At 46.4% G+C, this 16244-nt stretch carries 17 protein-coding genes; 16 read left to right on the top strand and 1 reads right to left on the bottom strand.

Annotation, left to right across the window (positions count from 1 at the left end):
• Positions 1-2 precede the first annotated feature (2 nt).
• Positions 3-839, bottom strand: a complete 837-nt coding sequence (gene map, locus ICN34_RS11145) for a type I methionyl aminopeptidase (protein ID WP_072583039.1) — start codon at positions 837-839, stop codon at positions 3-5.
• 268 nt (positions 840-1107) lie between these two features.
• Between map and rpsB the strand changes: the two genes are divergently transcribed.
• The 16 genes from rpsB (at position 1108) to ICN34_RS11065 (ending at position 16085) form a co-directional block, all read left to right on the top strand.
• Positions 1108-1857, top strand: a complete 750-nt coding sequence (rpsB, locus tag ICN34_RS11140) for a 30S ribosomal protein S2 (protein ID WP_072583038.1) — start codon at positions 1108-1110, stop codon at positions 1855-1857.
• Positions 1857-2741 carry a translation elongation factor Ts gene (tsf, locus tag ICN34_RS11135; protein WP_216122700.1) on the top strand — a complete coding sequence of 295 codons (885 nt, stop codon included), beginning with the start codon at positions 1857-1859 and terminating at the stop codon, positions 2739-2741. Before rpsB ends, tsf begins: the two co-directional genes overlap by 1 nt.
• A gap of 185 nt (positions 2742-2926) precedes the next feature.
• Positions 2927-3637 carry a UMP kinase gene (gene pyrH / locus ICN34_RS11130; protein ID WP_072583036.1) on the top strand — a complete coding sequence of 237 codons (711 nt, stop codon included), beginning with the start codon at positions 2927-2929 and terminating at the stop codon, positions 3635-3637.
• Between the two features lie 24 nt (positions 3638-3661).
• Positions 3662-4222 carry a ribosome recycling factor gene (gene frr / locus ICN34_RS11125; RefSeq protein ID WP_072583035.1) on the top strand — a complete coding sequence of 187 codons (561 nt, stop codon included), beginning with the start codon at positions 3662-3664 and terminating at the stop codon, positions 4220-4222.
• Between the two features lie 25 nt (positions 4223-4247).
• Positions 4248-5021 (top strand): isoprenyl transferase, encoded by a 774-nt coding sequence (locus tag ICN34_RS11120; RefSeq protein WP_072583034.1) that lies wholly within the window; start codon positions 4248-4250, stop codon positions 5019-5021.
• A 28-nt stretch (positions 5022-5049) separates the two neighbouring features.
• Positions 5050-5877, top strand: a complete 828-nt coding sequence (locus ICN34_RS11115; RefSeq protein WP_216122699.1) for a phosphatidate cytidylyltransferase — start codon at positions 5050-5052, stop codon at positions 5875-5877.
• Entirely contained in the window at positions 5877-7073 is a 1197-nt protein-coding gene (gene ispC / locus ICN34_RS11110) for a 1-deoxy-D-xylulose-5-phosphate reductoisomerase (RefSeq protein WP_216122697.1), read from the top strand. Before ICN34_RS11115 ends, ispC begins: the two co-directional genes overlap by 1 nt.
• On the top strand, positions 7061-8194 hold the full coding sequence (locus tag ICN34_RS11105; RefSeq protein ID WP_072583031.1) for an RIP metalloprotease: 1134 nt from the start codon (positions 7061-7063) through the stop codon (positions 8192-8194). Before ispC ends, ICN34_RS11105 begins: the two co-directional genes overlap by 13 nt.
• The gene (bamA, locus tag ICN34_RS11100) at positions 8191-10539 is read left to right on the top strand and encodes an outer membrane protein assembly factor BamA (protein ID WP_370624022.1); all 2349 of its coding nucleotides are present in this window, start codon (positions 8191-8193) and stop codon (positions 10537-10539) included. The genes ICN34_RS11105 and bamA overlap by 4 nt, the downstream gene beginning before the upstream one ends.
• An 18-nt stretch (positions 10540-10557) precedes the next feature.
• Positions 10558-11085 carry an OmpH family outer membrane protein gene (locus ICN34_RS11095; RefSeq protein WP_072583030.1) on the top strand — a complete coding sequence of 176 codons (528 nt, stop codon included), beginning with the start codon at positions 10558-10560 and terminating at the stop codon, positions 11083-11085.
• A 5-nt stretch (positions 11086-11090) separates the two neighbouring features.
• The gene (gene lpxD, locus ICN34_RS11090) at positions 11091-12158 is read left to right on the top strand and encodes a UDP-3-O-(3-hydroxymyristoyl)glucosamine N-acyltransferase (RefSeq protein ID WP_072583029.1); all 1068 of its coding nucleotides are present in this window, start codon (positions 11091-11093) and stop codon (positions 12156-12158) included.
• Positions 12159-12204: 46 nt separating this feature from the next.
• The gene (gene fabZ / locus ICN34_RS11085) at positions 12205-12654 is read left to right on the top strand and encodes a 3-hydroxyacyl-ACP dehydratase FabZ (protein WP_072583028.1); all 450 of its coding nucleotides are present in this window, start codon (positions 12205-12207) and stop codon (positions 12652-12654) included.
• On the top strand, positions 12654-13451 hold the full coding sequence (gene lpxA, locus ICN34_RS11080; protein ID WP_216122695.1) for an acyl-ACP--UDP-N-acetylglucosamine O-acyltransferase: 798 nt from the start codon (positions 12654-12656) through the stop codon (positions 13449-13451). Before fabZ ends, lpxA begins: the two co-directional genes overlap by 1 nt.
• A complete protein-coding gene (lpxB, locus tag ICN34_RS11075; RefSeq protein WP_216122693.1) occupies positions 13411-14667 on the top strand; it encodes a lipid-A-disaccharide synthase in 1257 nt (418 codons plus the stop codon). The genes lpxA and lpxB overlap by 41 nt, the downstream gene beginning before the upstream one ends.
• Positions 14664-15257, top strand: a complete 594-nt coding sequence (gene rnhB / locus ICN34_RS11070; protein ID WP_216122691.1) for a ribonuclease HII — start codon at positions 14664-14666, stop codon at positions 15255-15257. Before lpxB ends, rnhB begins: the two co-directional genes overlap by 4 nt.
• A gap of 3 nt (positions 15258-15260) precedes the next feature.
• Positions 15261-16085, top strand: a complete 825-nt coding sequence (locus ICN34_RS11065) for an RNA methyltransferase (RefSeq protein WP_216122689.1) — start codon at positions 15261-15263, stop codon at positions 16083-16085.
• The last annotated feature ends 159 nt before the right edge of the window (positions 16086-16244 follow it).

The following is a 16244-nucleotide window of genomic DNA, read 5'->3' as shown; positions in this document are numbered from 1 at the left end:
TATTAAGCGCTTACTAATGTCGGTCTAAATGAAAGGCCTTTAACGCAATCGGGAGGTGGGTTGCTACCTTCTGACCAAGTAAGCACCTCAACGCCTGTTGGAGTAACCAACAGCGTATGTTCCCATTGGGCTGACAGGCTGCGGTCTTTTGTCTTCACGGTCCACTGGTCAGGCATGGTGCGAATGTCTCGTTTGCCCGCGTTGATCATGGGTTCGATCGTAAAGGTCATGCCGACTTCTAGTTTTTCACCAGTGCCCGGTTTGCCGTAGTGAAGAATCTGTGGATCTTGGTGAAACACTTTGCCAATGCCATGACCGCAATACTCACGCACTACTGAGTAACCCGCTTTTTCTGCATGAGTCTGAATGACGTGACCAATATCGCCGAGTGATGCGCCTGGTTTCACTTGAGCAATTCCCAACCACATGCATTCAAAAGTAATTTGCGTAAGGCGTTTAGCCATGACGGAAACTTCACCCACCATGAACATACGGCTGGTGTCACCGTAGTAGCCATCAGGAGTAATGACAGTGATGTCGAGGTTCACAACATCACCAGTTTTGAGAACTTTGTCTCCTGGAATGCCGTGGCAGATCACATCATTCACGGAAGTGCAGATGGATGCTGGAAAGGGTGGGTACCCAGGTGGCTGATAATTTAATGGGGCTGGAATAGTCTTCTGGACATCGCGCATGTATTCATGGCAAATCCGGTCTAGCTCTCCAGTGGTAACCCCGGCCTTGACGTGAGGAGCCACATGATCCAAAACTTCGCTGGCTAAGCGGCCAGCTTCGCGCATCCCGAGGATGTCTTTTTCTGCAGTAAATACACTATTCATGCCTTGATTATCAACGACTTGGAGAGTTTTAGCTTGCCATTATTGCCTAAAATTTAGGCAAGTATCCCGTTTTTGGGGCTTCTGGGGATCATTTTGAGGGTAGCCCCCTTTTATTGCTTGGGGGTCACGGTCGCTAGAGCATTGATATTTAAGCTATAATTTTGTTCTCAGGTCTATTTTGGACTTGAAATCGCGAGTTGAGCCTTCCAGGGTGGCGTTTTTTAGCGCAGCTAGGACTCAACTTTAGAAACAACCCTTAGGAGAAGTTATGTCAGTAACTATGCGTCAAATGCTGGAAGCCGGTTGCCATTTTGGTCACCAAACTCGCTTCTGGTCCCCAAAGATGGCCCCATTTATTTTCGGTCATCGCAACAAAATCCACATCATCAACTTGGAAAAAACATTGCCAATGTTTCAGGATGCCCTGAAATTTGCAAAGCAAATTGCTTCCAATCGTGGCACTATTTTATTTGTTGGTACTAAGCGTCAATCACGCGAGATCATTGCTGAAGAAGCTGCTCGTGCTGGTATGCCTTACATCGACAGCCGTTGGTTGGGTGGCACACTCACCAACTTCAAAACTGTTAAAGGTTCCCTCAAGCGTTTGAAAGACATGGCAGTTGCTAAAGAAGCTGGCGACTGGGAAAAGCTTTCAAAGAAAGAAGCTTTGACTAACGACCGTGATCTCGACAAATTGCAAAAAGCACTTGGCGGTATTCAAGATTTGAACGGTGTTCCTGATGCGATTTTTGTAGTGGACGTTGGCTACCACAAGATTGCTATTACTGAAGCAAACAAGCTTGGTATTCCAGTAATCGCTGTTGTGGATACCAACCACTCACCAGAAGGTGTTGATTACATCATCCCTGGTAACGATGACTCCAGCAAAGCGGTTCTCCTTTATGCACGTGGCATTGCTGACGCAATCCTCGAAGGCAAGGCTAACTCTGTTCAAGAAATTTTGACAGCTGTTAAAGAAGGCGAAGAAGAGTTTGTTGAAGAAGGGAAAGCTGAATAATGGCCGCTATTACCGCTGCAATGGTTGGCGAGTTACGCGCCAAAACTGATGCTCCGATGATGGAGTGCAAAAAGGCTTTGACTGAGGCTGATGGTGATATGGCTCGTGCAGAAGAAATTCTGCGTGTAAAGCTGGGTAGCAAAGCTGGTAAAGCAGCTTCTCGTGTAACAGCTGAAGGTATCGTTGCTACTTCTATCAATGGCACTACTGGTGCTTTGTTAGAAGTGAACTGCGAAACCGATTTCGTTTCTAAGAACGACGACTTCTTGGCATTTGTAAATGACTGCGTGAAGTTGGTTGCTGAAAAGAACCCAGCTGACGTTGCTGCATTGTTAGCATTGCCATTGAATGGTCAAACTGTTGATGAAGTTCGTAGCGCATTGATCGGTAAGATCGGCGAGAACATCATGCCGCGTCGCTTCAAGCGTTTTGCTAGTAGCAACAAGTTGGTTTCTTACCTCCATGGCACTCGTATTGGTGTGATGGTTGAGTTCGAAGGTGACGAGACTGCTGCTAAAGATGTAGCAATGCATATTGCTGCAATGAAGCCAGTAGCATTGTCTATGGCTGACGTTCCTGCTGAAGCAATTGCTGTAGAGCGTAGCGTTGCCGTTCAAAAAGCTGCTGAATCTGGCAAACCACCAGAAATCGTTGAAAAGATGGTTGAAGGTTCTATTCAGAAGTACCTCAAAGAGGTTTCTTTGTTGAACCAGACTTTCGTTAAAAACGACAAGCAATCTGTAGAGCAAATGCTCAAGGCCGCAAATACAACAATCAAGGGTTTCACCATGTTTGTTGTAGGCGAGGGCATTGAGAAGCGTCAAGACGACTTTGCGGCTGAGGTAGCTGCACAAGTAGCTGCTGCCTCTAAAGCAACAGCTTAATAGGCTAGTTTGGGGCTTGCCCCACTGCTTAGTAATACCCAAAAGGGCATAGAAACCTTAGTTTCTGTGCCCTTTTCTTTGATCCCTCCCAAGCCCTTTATAATTTGGCGGAGATATTAAAAAGTGCTTAAAGATCAATAAGCTAAGTAAGTTAATTACTTAGCAAATTACGGAAAATAAAAAACATGCCAGCCTACAAACGAGTCCTCCTAAAACTATCTGGTGAAGCCCTTATGGGCGATGATGCTTTTGGCATCAATCCAGTCACTATTGATTCCATGGTTAAAGAAATCGCCGCTATTGTGAATATCGGAGTAGAGCTAGCGATTGTGATTGGCGGCGGAAACATTTTCCGTGGGGTTGCAGGTGGTGCTGCTGGTATGGATCGTGCAACTGCCGATTACATGGGCATGTTGGCAACCATGATGAATTCTTTAGCATTGCAAGATGCCTTGCGTCAAAAAGGTGTTGAGGCGCGCGTGCAATCCGCTCTTCGTATGGATCAAGTGGTTGAGCCCTACATTCGTCCACGTGCAATCCGCGCGATGGGTGAGGGTAAAGTCGTTATTTTCGCAGCAGGTACGGGCAATCCATTCTTTACTACTGATACTGCTGCCGCTCTGCGTGGGGCTGAGATGGGTGTTGAGATCATGCTCAAGGCAACCAAGGTAGACGGAATCTACAGCGCTGATCCAGTAAAAGATCCAACAGCAACTTTATATAAAACCATTACGTTTGATGAAGCATTAATCAAGAATCTACAGGTTATGGACGCAACTGCATTTGCATTGTGCCGTGATCGCAAATTACCAATCAAAGTATTTTCAATTCTCAAGCCAGGCGCATTAATGCGTGTAGTGCAAGGTGAACCTGAAGGTACTTTAGTACACGTTTAAGGTACATATTTAATAGGGGGCCTGATGTCTGCAGCAGAAATTAAAACCAATACCGATCAAAAGATGCAAAAGTCTCTTGAGGCTTTGAAGACCAATTTAGCCAAGATTCGTTCTGGCCGTGCCAACCCAGGAATTCTGGAGCACATTCAGGTGGATTATTACGGTAACCCAACGCCATTAAGTCAGGTTGCTAGCCTAGGCTTAGCAGATGCGCGCACCATCAACGTTCAACCATTTGAAAAAACGATGGTTGCGGTGATTGAAAAAGCGATTCGTGATTCTGATCTTGGCTTAAACCCAGCATCTCAGGGTACTGTAATCCGCGTGCCAATGCCTGCTTTGACTGAAGAGCGCCGCCGCGACCTCACTAAGGTTGTTAAGAATGAGGGTGAAGAAACTAAGATTGCTGTTCGTAATTTGCGTCGCGATGCAAATGAGCATTTAAAGCGTCTTACCAAAGACAAGGAAATTTCCGAGGATGAAGAGCGCCGCGCTACTGATGAAATTCAGAAGATGACGGATAAAGCAGTGATTGATGTCGATAAGATCGTTTCTGAAAAAGAAAAAGAGATCATGACGGTTTAAAGCCGCCTTGAATTTTTAGCCTCTCATGACTCAACACTCTAGTTCAACTCTAGCCATCCCGGAGGTAAGTGCTATACCTCGCCATGTGGCGATCATCATGGATGGCAATGGGCGTTGGGCTAGCAAGCGCATGATGCCTCGTGTAGCTGGGCACTCAGAAGGTTTGAGTGCTGTGCGAAAAATCGTTGAAGAGTGCCGCAAGCTTGGTGTTGAATATCTCACTGTATTTGCCTTTAGCTCAGAGAACTGGCGTCGCCCACCAGAAGAAGTAGGCTTCTTGATGAAGTTATTTCTGAAATCACTCAAGGGTGAAGTGTCTCGTCTGGCAGAAAACGATATTGCTTTGCGTTTAATTGGCGACCTGAGCCGTTTTGATTCTGCCATCCAGGAGATGGTGCAATTCTCTGAACAAAAGACTGCTGGGTGCAAAGGATTAACTTTTACGATCGCCGCTAACTATGGTGGTCGCTGGGATATCTTGCAGGCAATGCGCCAATGCCTTTCTGCTAACCCCAATTTGAGGCCAGAACAGGTTACTGAAGAATTGCTTCAACCTCATCTTTCAATGGCTTACGCACCAGAGCCAGATTTGTTTATCCGCACTGGTGGCGAGCAGCGCGTGAGTAATTTCTTGTTATGGCAACTGGCATATACCGAGTTGTACTTCACAGATGTTTTGTGGCCTGACTTTGATGAGAAAGAATTGCACAAGGCATTTGACTGGTTTAGCCAGCGCGAGCGCCGTTTTGGTCGTACCAGTGCTCAGCTTGCATCTCAAGCAATGAGTGATGCAGTTTGACGCTGCTAATTACTAAACTTAATTCTCCATGTTAAAAACCCGAGTCATTACCGCCCTTGTTCTATTGGCGGTATTTCTACCCATTCTGTTTTTGCTCCCGGCAATGTATGTTGATGCATTCTTCTTGGTGGCTTTGTTGGCCGCCGCTTGGGAATGGAGTCGCTTACTAGCACCTGAGGTAGGGCGTGCAGCCTGGCTATACGCATTATTTTGCTTGGCCATTATTTTGTTTTTGCTGGGCATGCAAAACGCCTCATGGCAATTTGCCTTATTACTTCTAGCCGTCATTTTCTGGTTCTTTGTTGCACCATTTATATTGGCCAAAGGCATCAATCTTTCGCTAGAAAAGCTGCGACCTTTTTATGTGGTTCTCGGTTTAATTTTATTGCCAGCCACCTGGTTTGCATTGGTGTTCTTGCGTGAGTTAGGCCTGATCTTTTTGCTTAGTAGTATGGCTCTAGTGTGGATTGCTGATATTGGGGCTTACTTTGTAGGTAAGGCGTTTGGTAAACACAAGCTTGCTGTGCAAATTAGTCCAGGTAAATCGATTGAAGGTGCTATCGGCGGTTTAATACTTTGTTATGTTTATGCATTCTTATGCGTTTACTTCTTGCCTTTTGAATCGACTTTGTTTGGTGCATGGGCCATTCGCTTTGGTTGGGTTCCCATGTTCCTGATGGTGACGGTATTAACTGCCTTCAGTATTTTTGGGGACTTATTTGAGTCTCAGTTAAAGCGTTTAGCTGGCGTCAAAGACTCCAGTCATTTATTGCCAGGACATGGCGGCGTATTAGATCGGGTGGATGCTTTGATTCCGGCAATGCCAATCGCAGCGCTCTTGGCAGGATTTGTGTAATGCCAGTCAAGCAGGTCGCCATCCTAGGTTCTACTGGCTCCATCGGCGTTAATACGCTCGATGTGATTCGTGCTCATCCAGATCGTTTTAAGGTAGTCGCACTTACCGCAGCTAAGCAGGTAGATTTGCTGGCAGAGCAATGCGCTGAATTTAGACCCAATATTGCGGTAGTGGCGGATGCTGACGGCGCTGCTCGCTTAAGCAAGATTTTGCTCGAGAAAAAAATCAATACTCAAGTCTTGTATGGACCGCAAGCTTTAGTTAGCGCTGTTACTGAATCGCATTGCGATACCGTTATGGCTGCGATTGTAGGTGCCGCAGGATTGGTGTCTGCCTTGGCTGCTGCAAAAGCTGGCAAAAGAGTGTTGCTCGCAAATAAAGAAGCCTTGGTGATGTCTGGCGATTTGTTTATGCAGGCGATGAAGTTAGGGGGCGGAGAATTACTGCCAATCGATAGTGAGCACAATGCCATCTTTCAATGTCTGCCTAATCAATTTTCTTCAACCCCTAATCCGAGCTTAGGGGTTGAAGAACTGTGGTTGACCGCCTCCGGTGGACCATTCAGAAATACGCCCCTTGATCAATTGGCCGGCATTACTCCCGAGCAAGCTTGCGCACACCCCAACTGGGTGATGGGTAGAAAAATTTCAGTTGATTCTGCGACGATGATGAACAAGGGTCTTGAAGTGATCGAGGCGTTTTGGTTATTTGGTTTGCCTTTAGAGAAAATTAAAGTATTAATCCATCCGCAAAGCGTTGTGCATTCAATGGTTCGTTATCGTGATGGTTCTGTGCTAGCTCAACTGGGTCAGCCCGATATGCGAACCCCTATTGCTTACGGCCTGGCGTGGCCGGAGCGTATTGAAGCAGGTGTAGCCCCGCTCAGTTTGACTCAGTTAGCAAATTTAAGTTTTACCGATCCAGAGCTAGAGCGCTTTCCTTGCCTGTCATTGGCGTTTGCTGCCGCTAAAGCTGGTGGTACTGCGCCAGCAGTTCTGAACGCTGCTAATGAAGTTGCAGTAGCAGCATTCTTAGATGAAGGCCTGCCGTATTTGCAAATTTCCTGCGTGGTGGACAGCGTGTTGAACACTATTTCTTCCGTGAATGCTGACTCGCTAGAGTTAATTTTGGATGTGGATGCTCGCGCTCGTCAAGCGGCGCAAGTAGTGGTGAAGGAAATTCTTTGCAGGCATTGATTACTCTCGCGGCTTTTTTGTTAACCCTGGGTGTCTTGGTTAGCTTTCATGAGTTTGGGCATTTCTTTGCTGCTCGTTGTTGTGGTGTTCGAGTCCTTCGCTTCGCAATTGGCTTTGGTAAACCGCTATTCACTTACCATGCAAAAAATAATACAGAGTGGGTATTAGCTTCAATTCCATTGGGCGGCTATGTGAAATTGCTTGATGGTCGAGATCGTCAGCAAGTGATTACTTCGGCCGATGAATCTGAAGCGTTTGATAAAAAGCCGCTATGGCAGAGATCATTGATTGTGGCTGCTGGCCCATTGGCCAATTTCTTTTTAGCGATTGTCTTTTTTGCCCTGATCTATATTTCCGGCGCCCCACAATTACCAGCCGTTCTGCAAAATCCCCCTGAACATTCTATTGCTGCCAAGCTGGGAGTAATAGCGGGTGATCGGGTAGTTGGTTGGCAGAATTTGGGCTCTGAGGAGAGTGGTGCGCCCCTTTTGGGGGATTTTGACCCCGTACCGAGCTGGAATGCCTTGCGCTGGAACTTGATGGATGCGCTTACGGGGGAGGACGGATTTGCTCTAGAGCTAGCAACACCTACTGGCGGAAGCTCAATAAAGTCCTTTTATGCCAAGGATTTGCCCAAAATCAGTCCTCATCAGGATCCGATGTTGGCTCTAGGCATTCTGCCTGCATTGACACCGTTGGCGCAGTGGCAGGACTTGAAATTAGGGCCAGTAGATGCCCTCATTTTTGCTTCAAAGAGGGTGTGGGTAATTACCAAGGTTTCTGCAAGGCTAATGGCAGGATTATTTACCGGAAATACCTCCTTAAAACAGCTGGGCGGACCCCTCAGTATTGCGGACATGGCGGGGAAATCAGCCCAGGTAGGGTGGCAGCCATTTTTAGCCTTTTTGGCGCTTATGAGTATTAGCATTGGTTTGCTGAATTTGCTCCCTTTTCCAATGCTTGATGGGGGTCAGCTACTGTATGATGCATGGGAGTTGGTCGCCGGTAAGCGGATTTCGACATCAATGCAGGAGCAGCTCCAAAAAGTGGGCTTTATTTTGCTGATTTCTATGTCATTACTGGCCTTGTTTAACGATTTACAACGCTATATTTCGCCTTGAATCCTCTGACACATTCTTTTCGTATTTTTGCCCGCTTCATCACCCATATATTGGTATTCTCTGCGATTGGGTTGAGTCTGAATGCCTCTGCGGCCGAGTCATTTGTGGTGAAGGATATTCGTGTTGAAGGTTTGCAGCGTGTAGAACCCGGAACGGTATTTAGTTATTTGCCGGTTCAGGTGGGCGATACCTTTAACGAAGAAAAAGGTGCTGAATCGATCAAGGCTTTGTATAGCACTGGATTTTTTAGAGACGTGCAAATTCAAGAGCAGGGCAACGTTCTAATTGTGATCGTGGAAGAGCGCCCAACCATTTCTCGTATTGAATTTACCGGGATGAAAGAGTTTGATTCCGAGATCGTTCGTAAGTCTTTAAAAACAGTTGGTGTTGCTGAGGCGCGTTTTTATGACAAAGCACTCATTGATAAAGCAGAGCAAGAATTAAAGCGCCAATACGTTGGTAAAGGGATGTATGCGGCTGAGGTTATTGCTACAGTTACCCCAGTTGAGCGCAATCAAGTGGCCGTCTATTTCAATATTGATGAGGGTCCTGTTGCCAAAATTCAAGAGATTAATTTCATTGGTAACGAAGTGTTCAGTGAAGGCACTTTAAAAAGTGAGATGCAGTTAAAAACTGGCGGTTGGTTATCTTGGTATAGTAAAGACAATCTTTATTCTAAGCAAAAGTTAACTGCTGACTTGGAGTCCATTCGATCTTATTACCTTAATCGTGGTTATCTCGAGTTTGTGATTGAGTCCACTCAGGTGTCGATTACCCCGGATAAAAAGGGTATCTACCTCACCATTAGTATTCGTGAGGGTAAAAAGTTTACCGTTAAGGATGTGCGCTTAGCAGGAGAAACTTTAGGCAAAGAAGCAGAGTTGATGCAGTTGGTTGTTTTGAAGCCCGGGGATACTTTCTCGTCAGCTAAATTAACCGAGAGCACCAAGGCAATTGCTGAAATCTTGGGTTCTTATGGTTATGCATTTGCAACTATCAATCCGCAACCAGATATTCGTCGCGACGTAGCTGAGGTAGATTTGACCTTGGTGGTGGATCCTGGTCGTCGTATCTATGTGCGCCAAGTGGCAATTTCTGGAAACGCCAAAACTCGCGATATAGTGATTCGTCGCGAAATGCGTCAGTTCGAAAGCTCTTGGTTTGATAGTGACAAGATCGATTTATCTAAAAAGCGTTTAGGTCGCTTGGGTTACTTTACTGAGACTGACATCACTACAGAAGATGTCCCTGGATCTCCTGACCAGGTTGATGTCAATGTCAAAGTAGCTGAGAAGCCAACAGGAGCAATTACCGTTGGTGCAGGTTTCTCCTCAACCGAGAAGTTGATTTTGTCTGCAGGTATTAATCAAGATAATGCCTTTGGTACCGGCACTACTGTTGGCTTAAATGCTTCCCTCGGTAAGATTACTCAAAATTTAACTCTCTCTAATTACGACCCATACTTCACCGAAGATGGCATCAGTCGTTATACCGATCTTTACTATCGCTCATCCAAGCCTTTGTATTACGCTGGTGATCCTGATTATCAGATTAAATCCGTTGGCTCGAACATTAAATTTGGCGTGCCGTATACCGAAGTAGACAGAGTATTTTTTGGAACCGGTTTGGAAGTTTTCCAAATTAATACTTCGTCCAATACGCCGGTACCGTACTTGAACTATGCGATGAGTTACGGCGTGCCATCGCCGGGCTATCCTGGTACCGTGACAACTTATAACGTGCCTGTAACAGTGGGTTGGGCGCGCGATGGTCGTGACAGCACATTGATTCCTTCGGAAGGCTCCTTGCAGCAGTTATCTGGTGAAGTTGGCACGCCGGTTGGCGATCTCACCTTTTATCGCATCTATGGTCAGTACCAGAAATATCACTCATTTTCAAAGGGTAATATCTTGTCCTTTAACGGCGAGGTTGGCTATGGTGAGGCATATGGCAGCAAGCCCTTCCCAATTACTAAAAACTACTACGTTGGTGGTATTGGGTCGGTTCGCGGCTATGCCCCTGGATCCTTGGGGCCTCAGTACTACAACACCATTATTGGCGCTTATCAGCCAACAGGTGGTCAATCTAAGATTGTTTCCAACGTGGAATATACCTTCCCCGTTCCAGGATCTGGCGTTGATAAGACCTTGCGCCTATTCACATTCGTAGATGGCGGTAATGCCTTTGGGGAAAACATCAATCTGGTTCTGCGATATTCCTACGGATTGGGTTTATCATGGATATCACCACTGGGACCACTGAAATTCAGCTACGGTATTCCGTATAAGTCACAACCAACGGACAATATCCAGCGTTTGCAGTTCCAGGTGGGTACAGCGTTTTAATTGTTTAAGGAAAGTTTTATGAAGCTTTATCAATCTTCTAAATGGATTCAAGTTGGCTTGATTGCTGCTATGACAGTGGTCGCAACCTCTCAAGTTTTTGCTCAAGATGCAGGAACGCGCGTTGCAGTTGTGAACTCTGAGAAAGTCTTCAATGAGTCCAATCTAGCTAAAGCAATGCAAACTCGCTTGCAGAACGAATTTACTAAGCGCCAGAACGATTTGCGCGATAGCGCTCAAAAAATTAAATCTGCTGCTGAAAAGTTAGATCGTGATGGTGCCGTGATGAATGAAGCTGAGCGCGTTCGTCGCCAACGTGAGTTGGCCGATCAGGATCGTGAGCTGCAACGTAAGCAACGCGAATTTACTGAAGATCTCAATCAGCGTACTTTCGAAGAGCGCGCCAAGATTGCAGAAAAAGCAAATGCGGTATTGAAACAAATTGCAGAACAAAGAAAAATTGATGTCATTGTTCAAGAAGCTGCTTATGTCAGCCCTAAGGCTGATGTAACCGATGACGTTATCAAGGCTTTAAATAGCCAGAAGTAAGCTTTATGCCGACCGCCATTGAGCTGGCCGAACAGTTTCAAGCAAGCTTGGTGGGGGAGGCTTTCCACGGATTTACTGGTCTCGCTCCTTTGGAGCGAGCGCAGGCAGATCAGATATCCTTCCTTTCTAATCCCCTTTACAGACAGCAGGCGAGTGATAGCGCTGCTGGCGCCTTGATTGTTGGCAAGTCTGATTTAGAGTTTTTACAGTCAAATCCTAGCGCGCATTCTGCAAAGCGGGTGTACTTTGTTTCTAAAAATCCATACGCTACATTCGCTAGAATGGCGCAGCACTTTGCAAAAGTGATTAGCCCAATCTACGCTCCCGGAATACATCCTAGTGCAGTTATTGATCCCACTGCGAGCGTTCCATCTTCCTGCCACATTGGACCATTTGTTCAGATTGGCGCAGGCGTAAAGTTAGGCGAACGTGTTTCAATTCTGGGAAATTCCAACATTGCCAGGGATAGCATTATTGCAAGCGATACGCTGATTTATCCATCGGTTTCTATTTATTACAACACTCAGATTGGTGAGCGTTGCATTATTCATAGTGGCGCAGTCATTGGTGCCGATGGCTTTGGTTTTGCCCCAGACTTTTCTGCCACAGGTGGGGAGTGGGTCAAGATTCCTCAGACGGGGCGAGTGGTTATTGGCAATGATGTGGAGATTGGGGCCTCAACCACGATTGATCGTGGCGCGATGAGTGATACGGTTGTAGGTGCAGGAACCAAAATTGATAATCAGGTGCAAATAGCGCATAACGTAGTGATCGGTAATTGCTGCGTTGTTGCTGGATGTGCTGCCATCTCTGGCAGCACCAAAATTGGTAATTACTGCATCATTGGCGGCGCAGCAAACTTTGCGGGCCATCTCACGATTGCCGATAGAACAACGGTTTCTGGTAACACTTCCATTATTCGCTCTATTACAGAGCCTGGGCAGCATTTCACAGGCGTTTATCCATCAATGCTCCACGGCGCTTGGGAGAAAAACGCTGCTATCTTGCGTGGGCTAGATAAAATACGTCAGCGCTTGCGCTTGTTAGATAAAAACAAATCTACAGAGTCTTGAGATTCTGTAGAACCAAAATTAATATTTACTTTTCAGCGGGTCATTTATGAGCACACCAATCGCAATCGACATCAATAAGATTCTTCAATTGCTACCGCATCGCTACCCATTCCTATTGGTAGACCGCGTATTAGAAATTACCCCGCGTGAAAGCATCACCGCATTAAAAAACGTCACCATGAATGAGCCTTTCTTTCAGGGCCATTTCCCAGATTTCCCAGTCATGCCTGGTGTCTTAATTATTGAGGCTTTAGCTCAAACTGCTGCTTTGCTAACATTCTCTGAAGAACGCGCGGAAGATGCAATCTATTACTTTGCCGGTATTGATGGCGCGCGCTTTAAAAAGCCTGTGTTACCTGGTGATCAGTTAATTATGACTGCCACATTAGAGCGCGGTCGCGCTGGTATTTATAAGTTTGCTGTTAAGGCAACTGTGGATGGTGAGATTGCTGCAGAGGCTAATATCACTTGTGCGGTTCGTACGAAAGGCGCGTAATGACTCGGATTCATGCAACTGCTGTAGTAGACAGTAAGGCTGAGCTAGCTGGCGATGTTGAGGTTGGCCCGTATTCCGTCATTGGTCCTAACGTGAAGATTGGCGCTGGAACTAAAGTGGGCTCTCATACAGTGATTGAGGGTTACACCACAATCGGTGCGCAAAATAGCTTTGCCCATTTTGCGGCCATTGGCGGCGCTCCGCAGGATATGAAATACCGTGGCGAGCCAACCCAGTTGATTATTGGCGATCGCAATACTGTGCGTGAGTTCACTACGATTCATACGGGAACGTCACAAGACGAAGGCATTACTCGCATCGGTAACGATAACTGGATCATGGCTTATGTACACATTGCTCACGATTGCCAGGTTGGCAATCACACGATTTTTTCAAGCAATGCGCAAATAGCTGGCCATGTTCAGGTCGAAGATTGGGCCATCATGGGCGGTATGTCTGGCGTACATCAATTTGTTCGTATTGGTCAACATGCGATGTTGGGTGGTGCTTCTGCACTAGTACAAGATATCCCGCCATTCGTGATTGCTGCGGGTGATAAGGCTTCTCCTCATGGTATTAACGTTGAGGGTTTAAAGCGCCGAGGTTTCTCAAGTGAAACAATCTCTGCCTTACGTCAAGCCTATAAAGTACTTTATAAGGATGGCCTGAGTTTTGAAGATGCGAAAGTAGAGATTCAGAAGCTGGTTGTTGCTTCAGCGGCAGATGCAGTTACTGCTGAGAAGCTCGCGCAGTTCCATGACTTTATTGCCGCATCAACGCGCGGCATTATTCGGTAACGGAATTACTTTGCCAAAGTTAGCTTGTGTAGCTGGCGAACCTTCTGGCGATCTATTAGCAGCGCCAGTTCTTAGTGCGCTAAATCAAATTCCGGATATGGCCGGCCTTGAAGTTTATGGCATTGGTGGCCCACGCATGCAAGCCGAGGGCATGCGCTCTGATTGGCCCATGGAAACCTTAAGTGTGCGAGGTTATGTTGAGGCTATTAAGCAGCTTCCAGCTATTCTCAAGTTGCGTAAAGAGCTGATTCAAAACCTCCTCAACGAAGGTCGCCCAGATGTTTATTTGGGAATTGATGCTCCGGATTTCAATTTAGGTGTAGAACTTCAATTACGCAAAGCTGGTATCCCAACTTTGCATTTGGTCTCACCTTCTATCTGGGCATGGCGAGCAGGACGCATCAAGAAGATCTCCCAAGCAGTAGAGCGCATGCTTTGCATCTTCCCCTTTGAAACGGAGATTTATGACAAAGCTGGTGTTGCATCTACTTATGTGGGTCATCCATTGGCTAGTGAGATTCCACTGGAGCCCAATGCTCAACAAGCTAGAGAAAAGATTAGCCACCACCTCAAGCTACAAGTAGCTTCGCTTGATGGTCTTGTGATTGCGGTGCTACCTGGAAGTCGTGGTTCAGAAATTGAACTGATTGCACCAGTCTTTTTTGAAACGATGCAGTTATTGGCAGAGAGATTAAAAGGTCTAAAGCTACATTTCTTAATTCCAGTGGCAACACCGCGATTGCGTGAGCCTCTTGAGCAGCTTTTACTCAAGACAAAAAACAGCAATCCAGATATACAGATTCATCTGCTGGAGGGGATGGCCGATGAAGTGCTAGAAGCATCGGATGTTGTACTCATTGCAAGTGGTACAGCCACTCTGCAGGCAGCTTTATGGAAAAAGCCGATGGTGATTTCTTATAAAGTGCCTTGGTTAACAGCGCAGATCATGAAACGCCAAGGCTACATGCCTTATGTAGGTCTGCCAAATATCTTGTGCGGCGAATTTGTTGTTCCTGAGCTTCTACAAGATGATGCCACTCCAGAAAAACTAGCTCATGCCGTACAAGTCTGGTTAGAGCATCCAGCTAAAGTTGCCAAACTCAAAGAACGCTTTTCGCAGATGCATGAAACTTTGCGTCGTCCTACGGGTTTATTAGTTGCGCAAGCGATAGCTCAGACAATCGCCAATAATCGCAAGAAACAAGTAAGCGTATGAGTCTCATTTGGGTTTGCGGAGTAGATGAAGCAGGGCGTGGGCCACTGGTTGGTGCAGTAGTTGCTGGTGCTGTAGTGCTCGATCCCAATAATCCAATTGAGGGCTTAAAAGACTCTAAGAAGTTAACTGCTATTCGTCGTGAATATCTCTATGAGCAGATCATGGAAAAGGCAAAAGCCTGGGGCGTTGGTGAAGCTAGCCCAGCTGAAATTGATAGCATTAATATTTTGCAGGCCACGATGCTGGCAATGCGCAGGGCAATCGAAGATCTCACCACTCGCTTAGGCGCTTGGCCTGGTAAAGCATTGATTGATGGCAACCGTTGTCCGGAGTTACCGATTGCTGCAGAAGCGATTGTGAAGGGTGATGCTAAGGAGCCTGCAATTTCAGCGGCATCGATAGTTGCCAAAGTCACTCGTGATCGACAGATGCAGATACTGCATGAACGCCATCCAGAATATGGCTTCGCACAGCATATGGGTTATCCAACGGAAGCGCATTTTGCAGCTCTCAAGCAGTTCGGCGCATGCGATCAACATAGAAGAAGTTTTTCGCCGGTGCGAAAAGTTCTAGAAAACCAAAACCATTAAGCCATGAACTTCGATCTCATCACCTCCAAAGAGAATCCTTTGTTTAAAGAGATTCGTAACCTACAGGTCACTGGATCTAAGGGGCAGAAGGCTAGACTCACCAGCGGACAAGCATTGCTAGAAGGTATTCATCTAGTACAGACTTGGGTGGGTGATCCCGCCTTAAAAACTTTGCTCACTTCGGAGCTCGGCTTAAAGAATGCAGAAATCTCCCAAGCTGTTTATGAGCACCTAGAAATTTGTCCTCAGACTAGGGTATTTCAGTTGGATAGCGCGCTTTGGGATTTGCTCTCTGATTTAGTGAATGCGCCGCATATTGCGGGATTGCTCGATCTTCCGCAATCCACGCTCGCAACACCACAATCCATCGCTACCTTAGAGGGTGATGTGGTGATATTGGATCGCGTACAAGATGCCGGTAACGTCGGCTCTATTCTCCGTACTGCAGCCGCAGCAGGCTTTACACAAGTCATCGCTTTATCAGGCTGTGCCCATCTGTGGTCCACAAAAGTATTGCGCGCAGGTATGGGGGCTCACAAGCTGCTAGATTTATATGAAGGCTGGTCTAACCAACAGTTGCTGAGTGCAGTTACATCGCCATTGCTTGCAGCTACAGCAGATGCAGAGCAAGATCTCTACTCCCTGAAAAAAGAGCTGCTGCATCCAGTTGCTTGGGTAATGGGTAGCGAGGGGCAAGGTGTTTCGGATGATTTGCTAGCTCAAGCTAAAGGAGTTTCTATCCCGATTGACCCAAGAGTGGAATCCTTGAATGTCTCAACTGCAGCGGCAGTATGTCTATTTGAGACTCTAAGGATGAGGCGCACTTAGTTAGCGGTCTTCTATCGATGGTCTGTTTCCGGCCGAGGCTGTGTAAAAACCCCCAATAATCCCCCTGTTTTTGTAAACACCTAAGCACCCTCAAACGTTAATTAAGTATCACTAATTAACGGATGTTCATGAAGATGAAACGATTCATTACTGGCCAAG

This window comes from Polynucleobacter sp. Tro8-14-1 (genome assembly GCF_018881655.1).
Classification (GTDB): domain Bacteria; phylum Pseudomonadota; class Gammaproteobacteria; order Burkholderiales; family Burkholderiaceae; genus Polynucleobacter.
This window is presented reverse-complemented; position numbering and strand designations above follow the sequence as displayed.

Excerpts from the sequence above, each read along its gene's own strand:
- ICN34_RS11095 (WP_072583030.1), top strand. The coding sequence starts at position 10,558 with ATGAAGCTTTATCAATCTTCTAAATGGATTCAAGTTGGCTTGATTGCT.
- frr (WP_072583035.1), top strand. The coding sequence starts at position 3,662 with ATGTCTGCAGCAGAAATTAAAACCAATACCGATCAAAAGATGCAAAAG.
- lpxD (WP_072583029.1), top strand. The coding sequence starts at position 11,091 with ATGCCGACCGCCATTGAGCTGGCCGAACAGTTTCAAGCAAGCTTGGTG.
- ICN34_RS11120 (WP_072583034.1), top strand. The coding sequence starts at position 4,248 with ATGACTCAACACTCTAGTTCAACTCTAGCCATCCCGGAGGTAAGTGCT.
- lpxB (WP_216122693.1), top strand. The coding sequence starts at position 13,411 with ATGACTTTATTGCCGCATCAACGCGCGGCATTATTCGGTAACGGAATT.
- tsf (WP_216122700.1), top strand. The coding sequence starts at position 1,857 with ATGGCCGCTATTACCGCTGCAATGGTTGGCGAGTTACGCGCCAAAACT.
- pyrH (WP_072583036.1), top strand. The coding sequence starts at position 2,927 with ATGCCAGCCTACAAACGAGTCCTCCTAAAACTATCTGGTGAAGCCCTT.
- lpxA (WP_216122695.1), top strand. The coding sequence starts at position 12,654 with ATGACTCGGATTCATGCAACTGCTGTAGTAGACAGTAAGGCTGAGCTA.
- map (WP_072583039.1), bottom strand. The coding sequence starts at position 839 with ATGAATAGTGTATTTACTGCAGAAAAAGACATCCTCGGGATGCGCGAA.
- ICN34_RS11115 (WP_216122699.1), top strand. The coding sequence starts at position 5,050 with ATGTTAAAAACCCGAGTCATTACCGCCCTTGTTCTATTGGCGGTATTT.
- rpsB (WP_072583038.1), top strand. The coding sequence starts at position 1,108 with ATGTCAGTAACTATGCGTCAAATGCTGGAAGCCGGTTGCCATTTTGGT.
- ICN34_RS11065 (WP_216122689.1), top strand. The coding sequence starts at position 15,261 with ATGAACTTCGATCTCATCACCTCCAAAGAGAATCCTTTGTTTAAAGAG.
- fabZ (WP_072583028.1), top strand. The coding sequence starts at position 12,205 with ATGAGCACACCAATCGCAATCGACATCAATAAGATTCTTCAATTGCTA.
- ispC (WP_216122697.1), top strand. The coding sequence starts at position 5,877 with ATGCCAGTCAAGCAGGTCGCCATCCTAGGTTCTACTGGCTCCATCGGC.
- rnhB (WP_216122691.1), top strand. The coding sequence starts at position 14,664 with ATGAGTCTCATTTGGGTTTGCGGAGTAGATGAAGCAGGGCGTGGGCCA.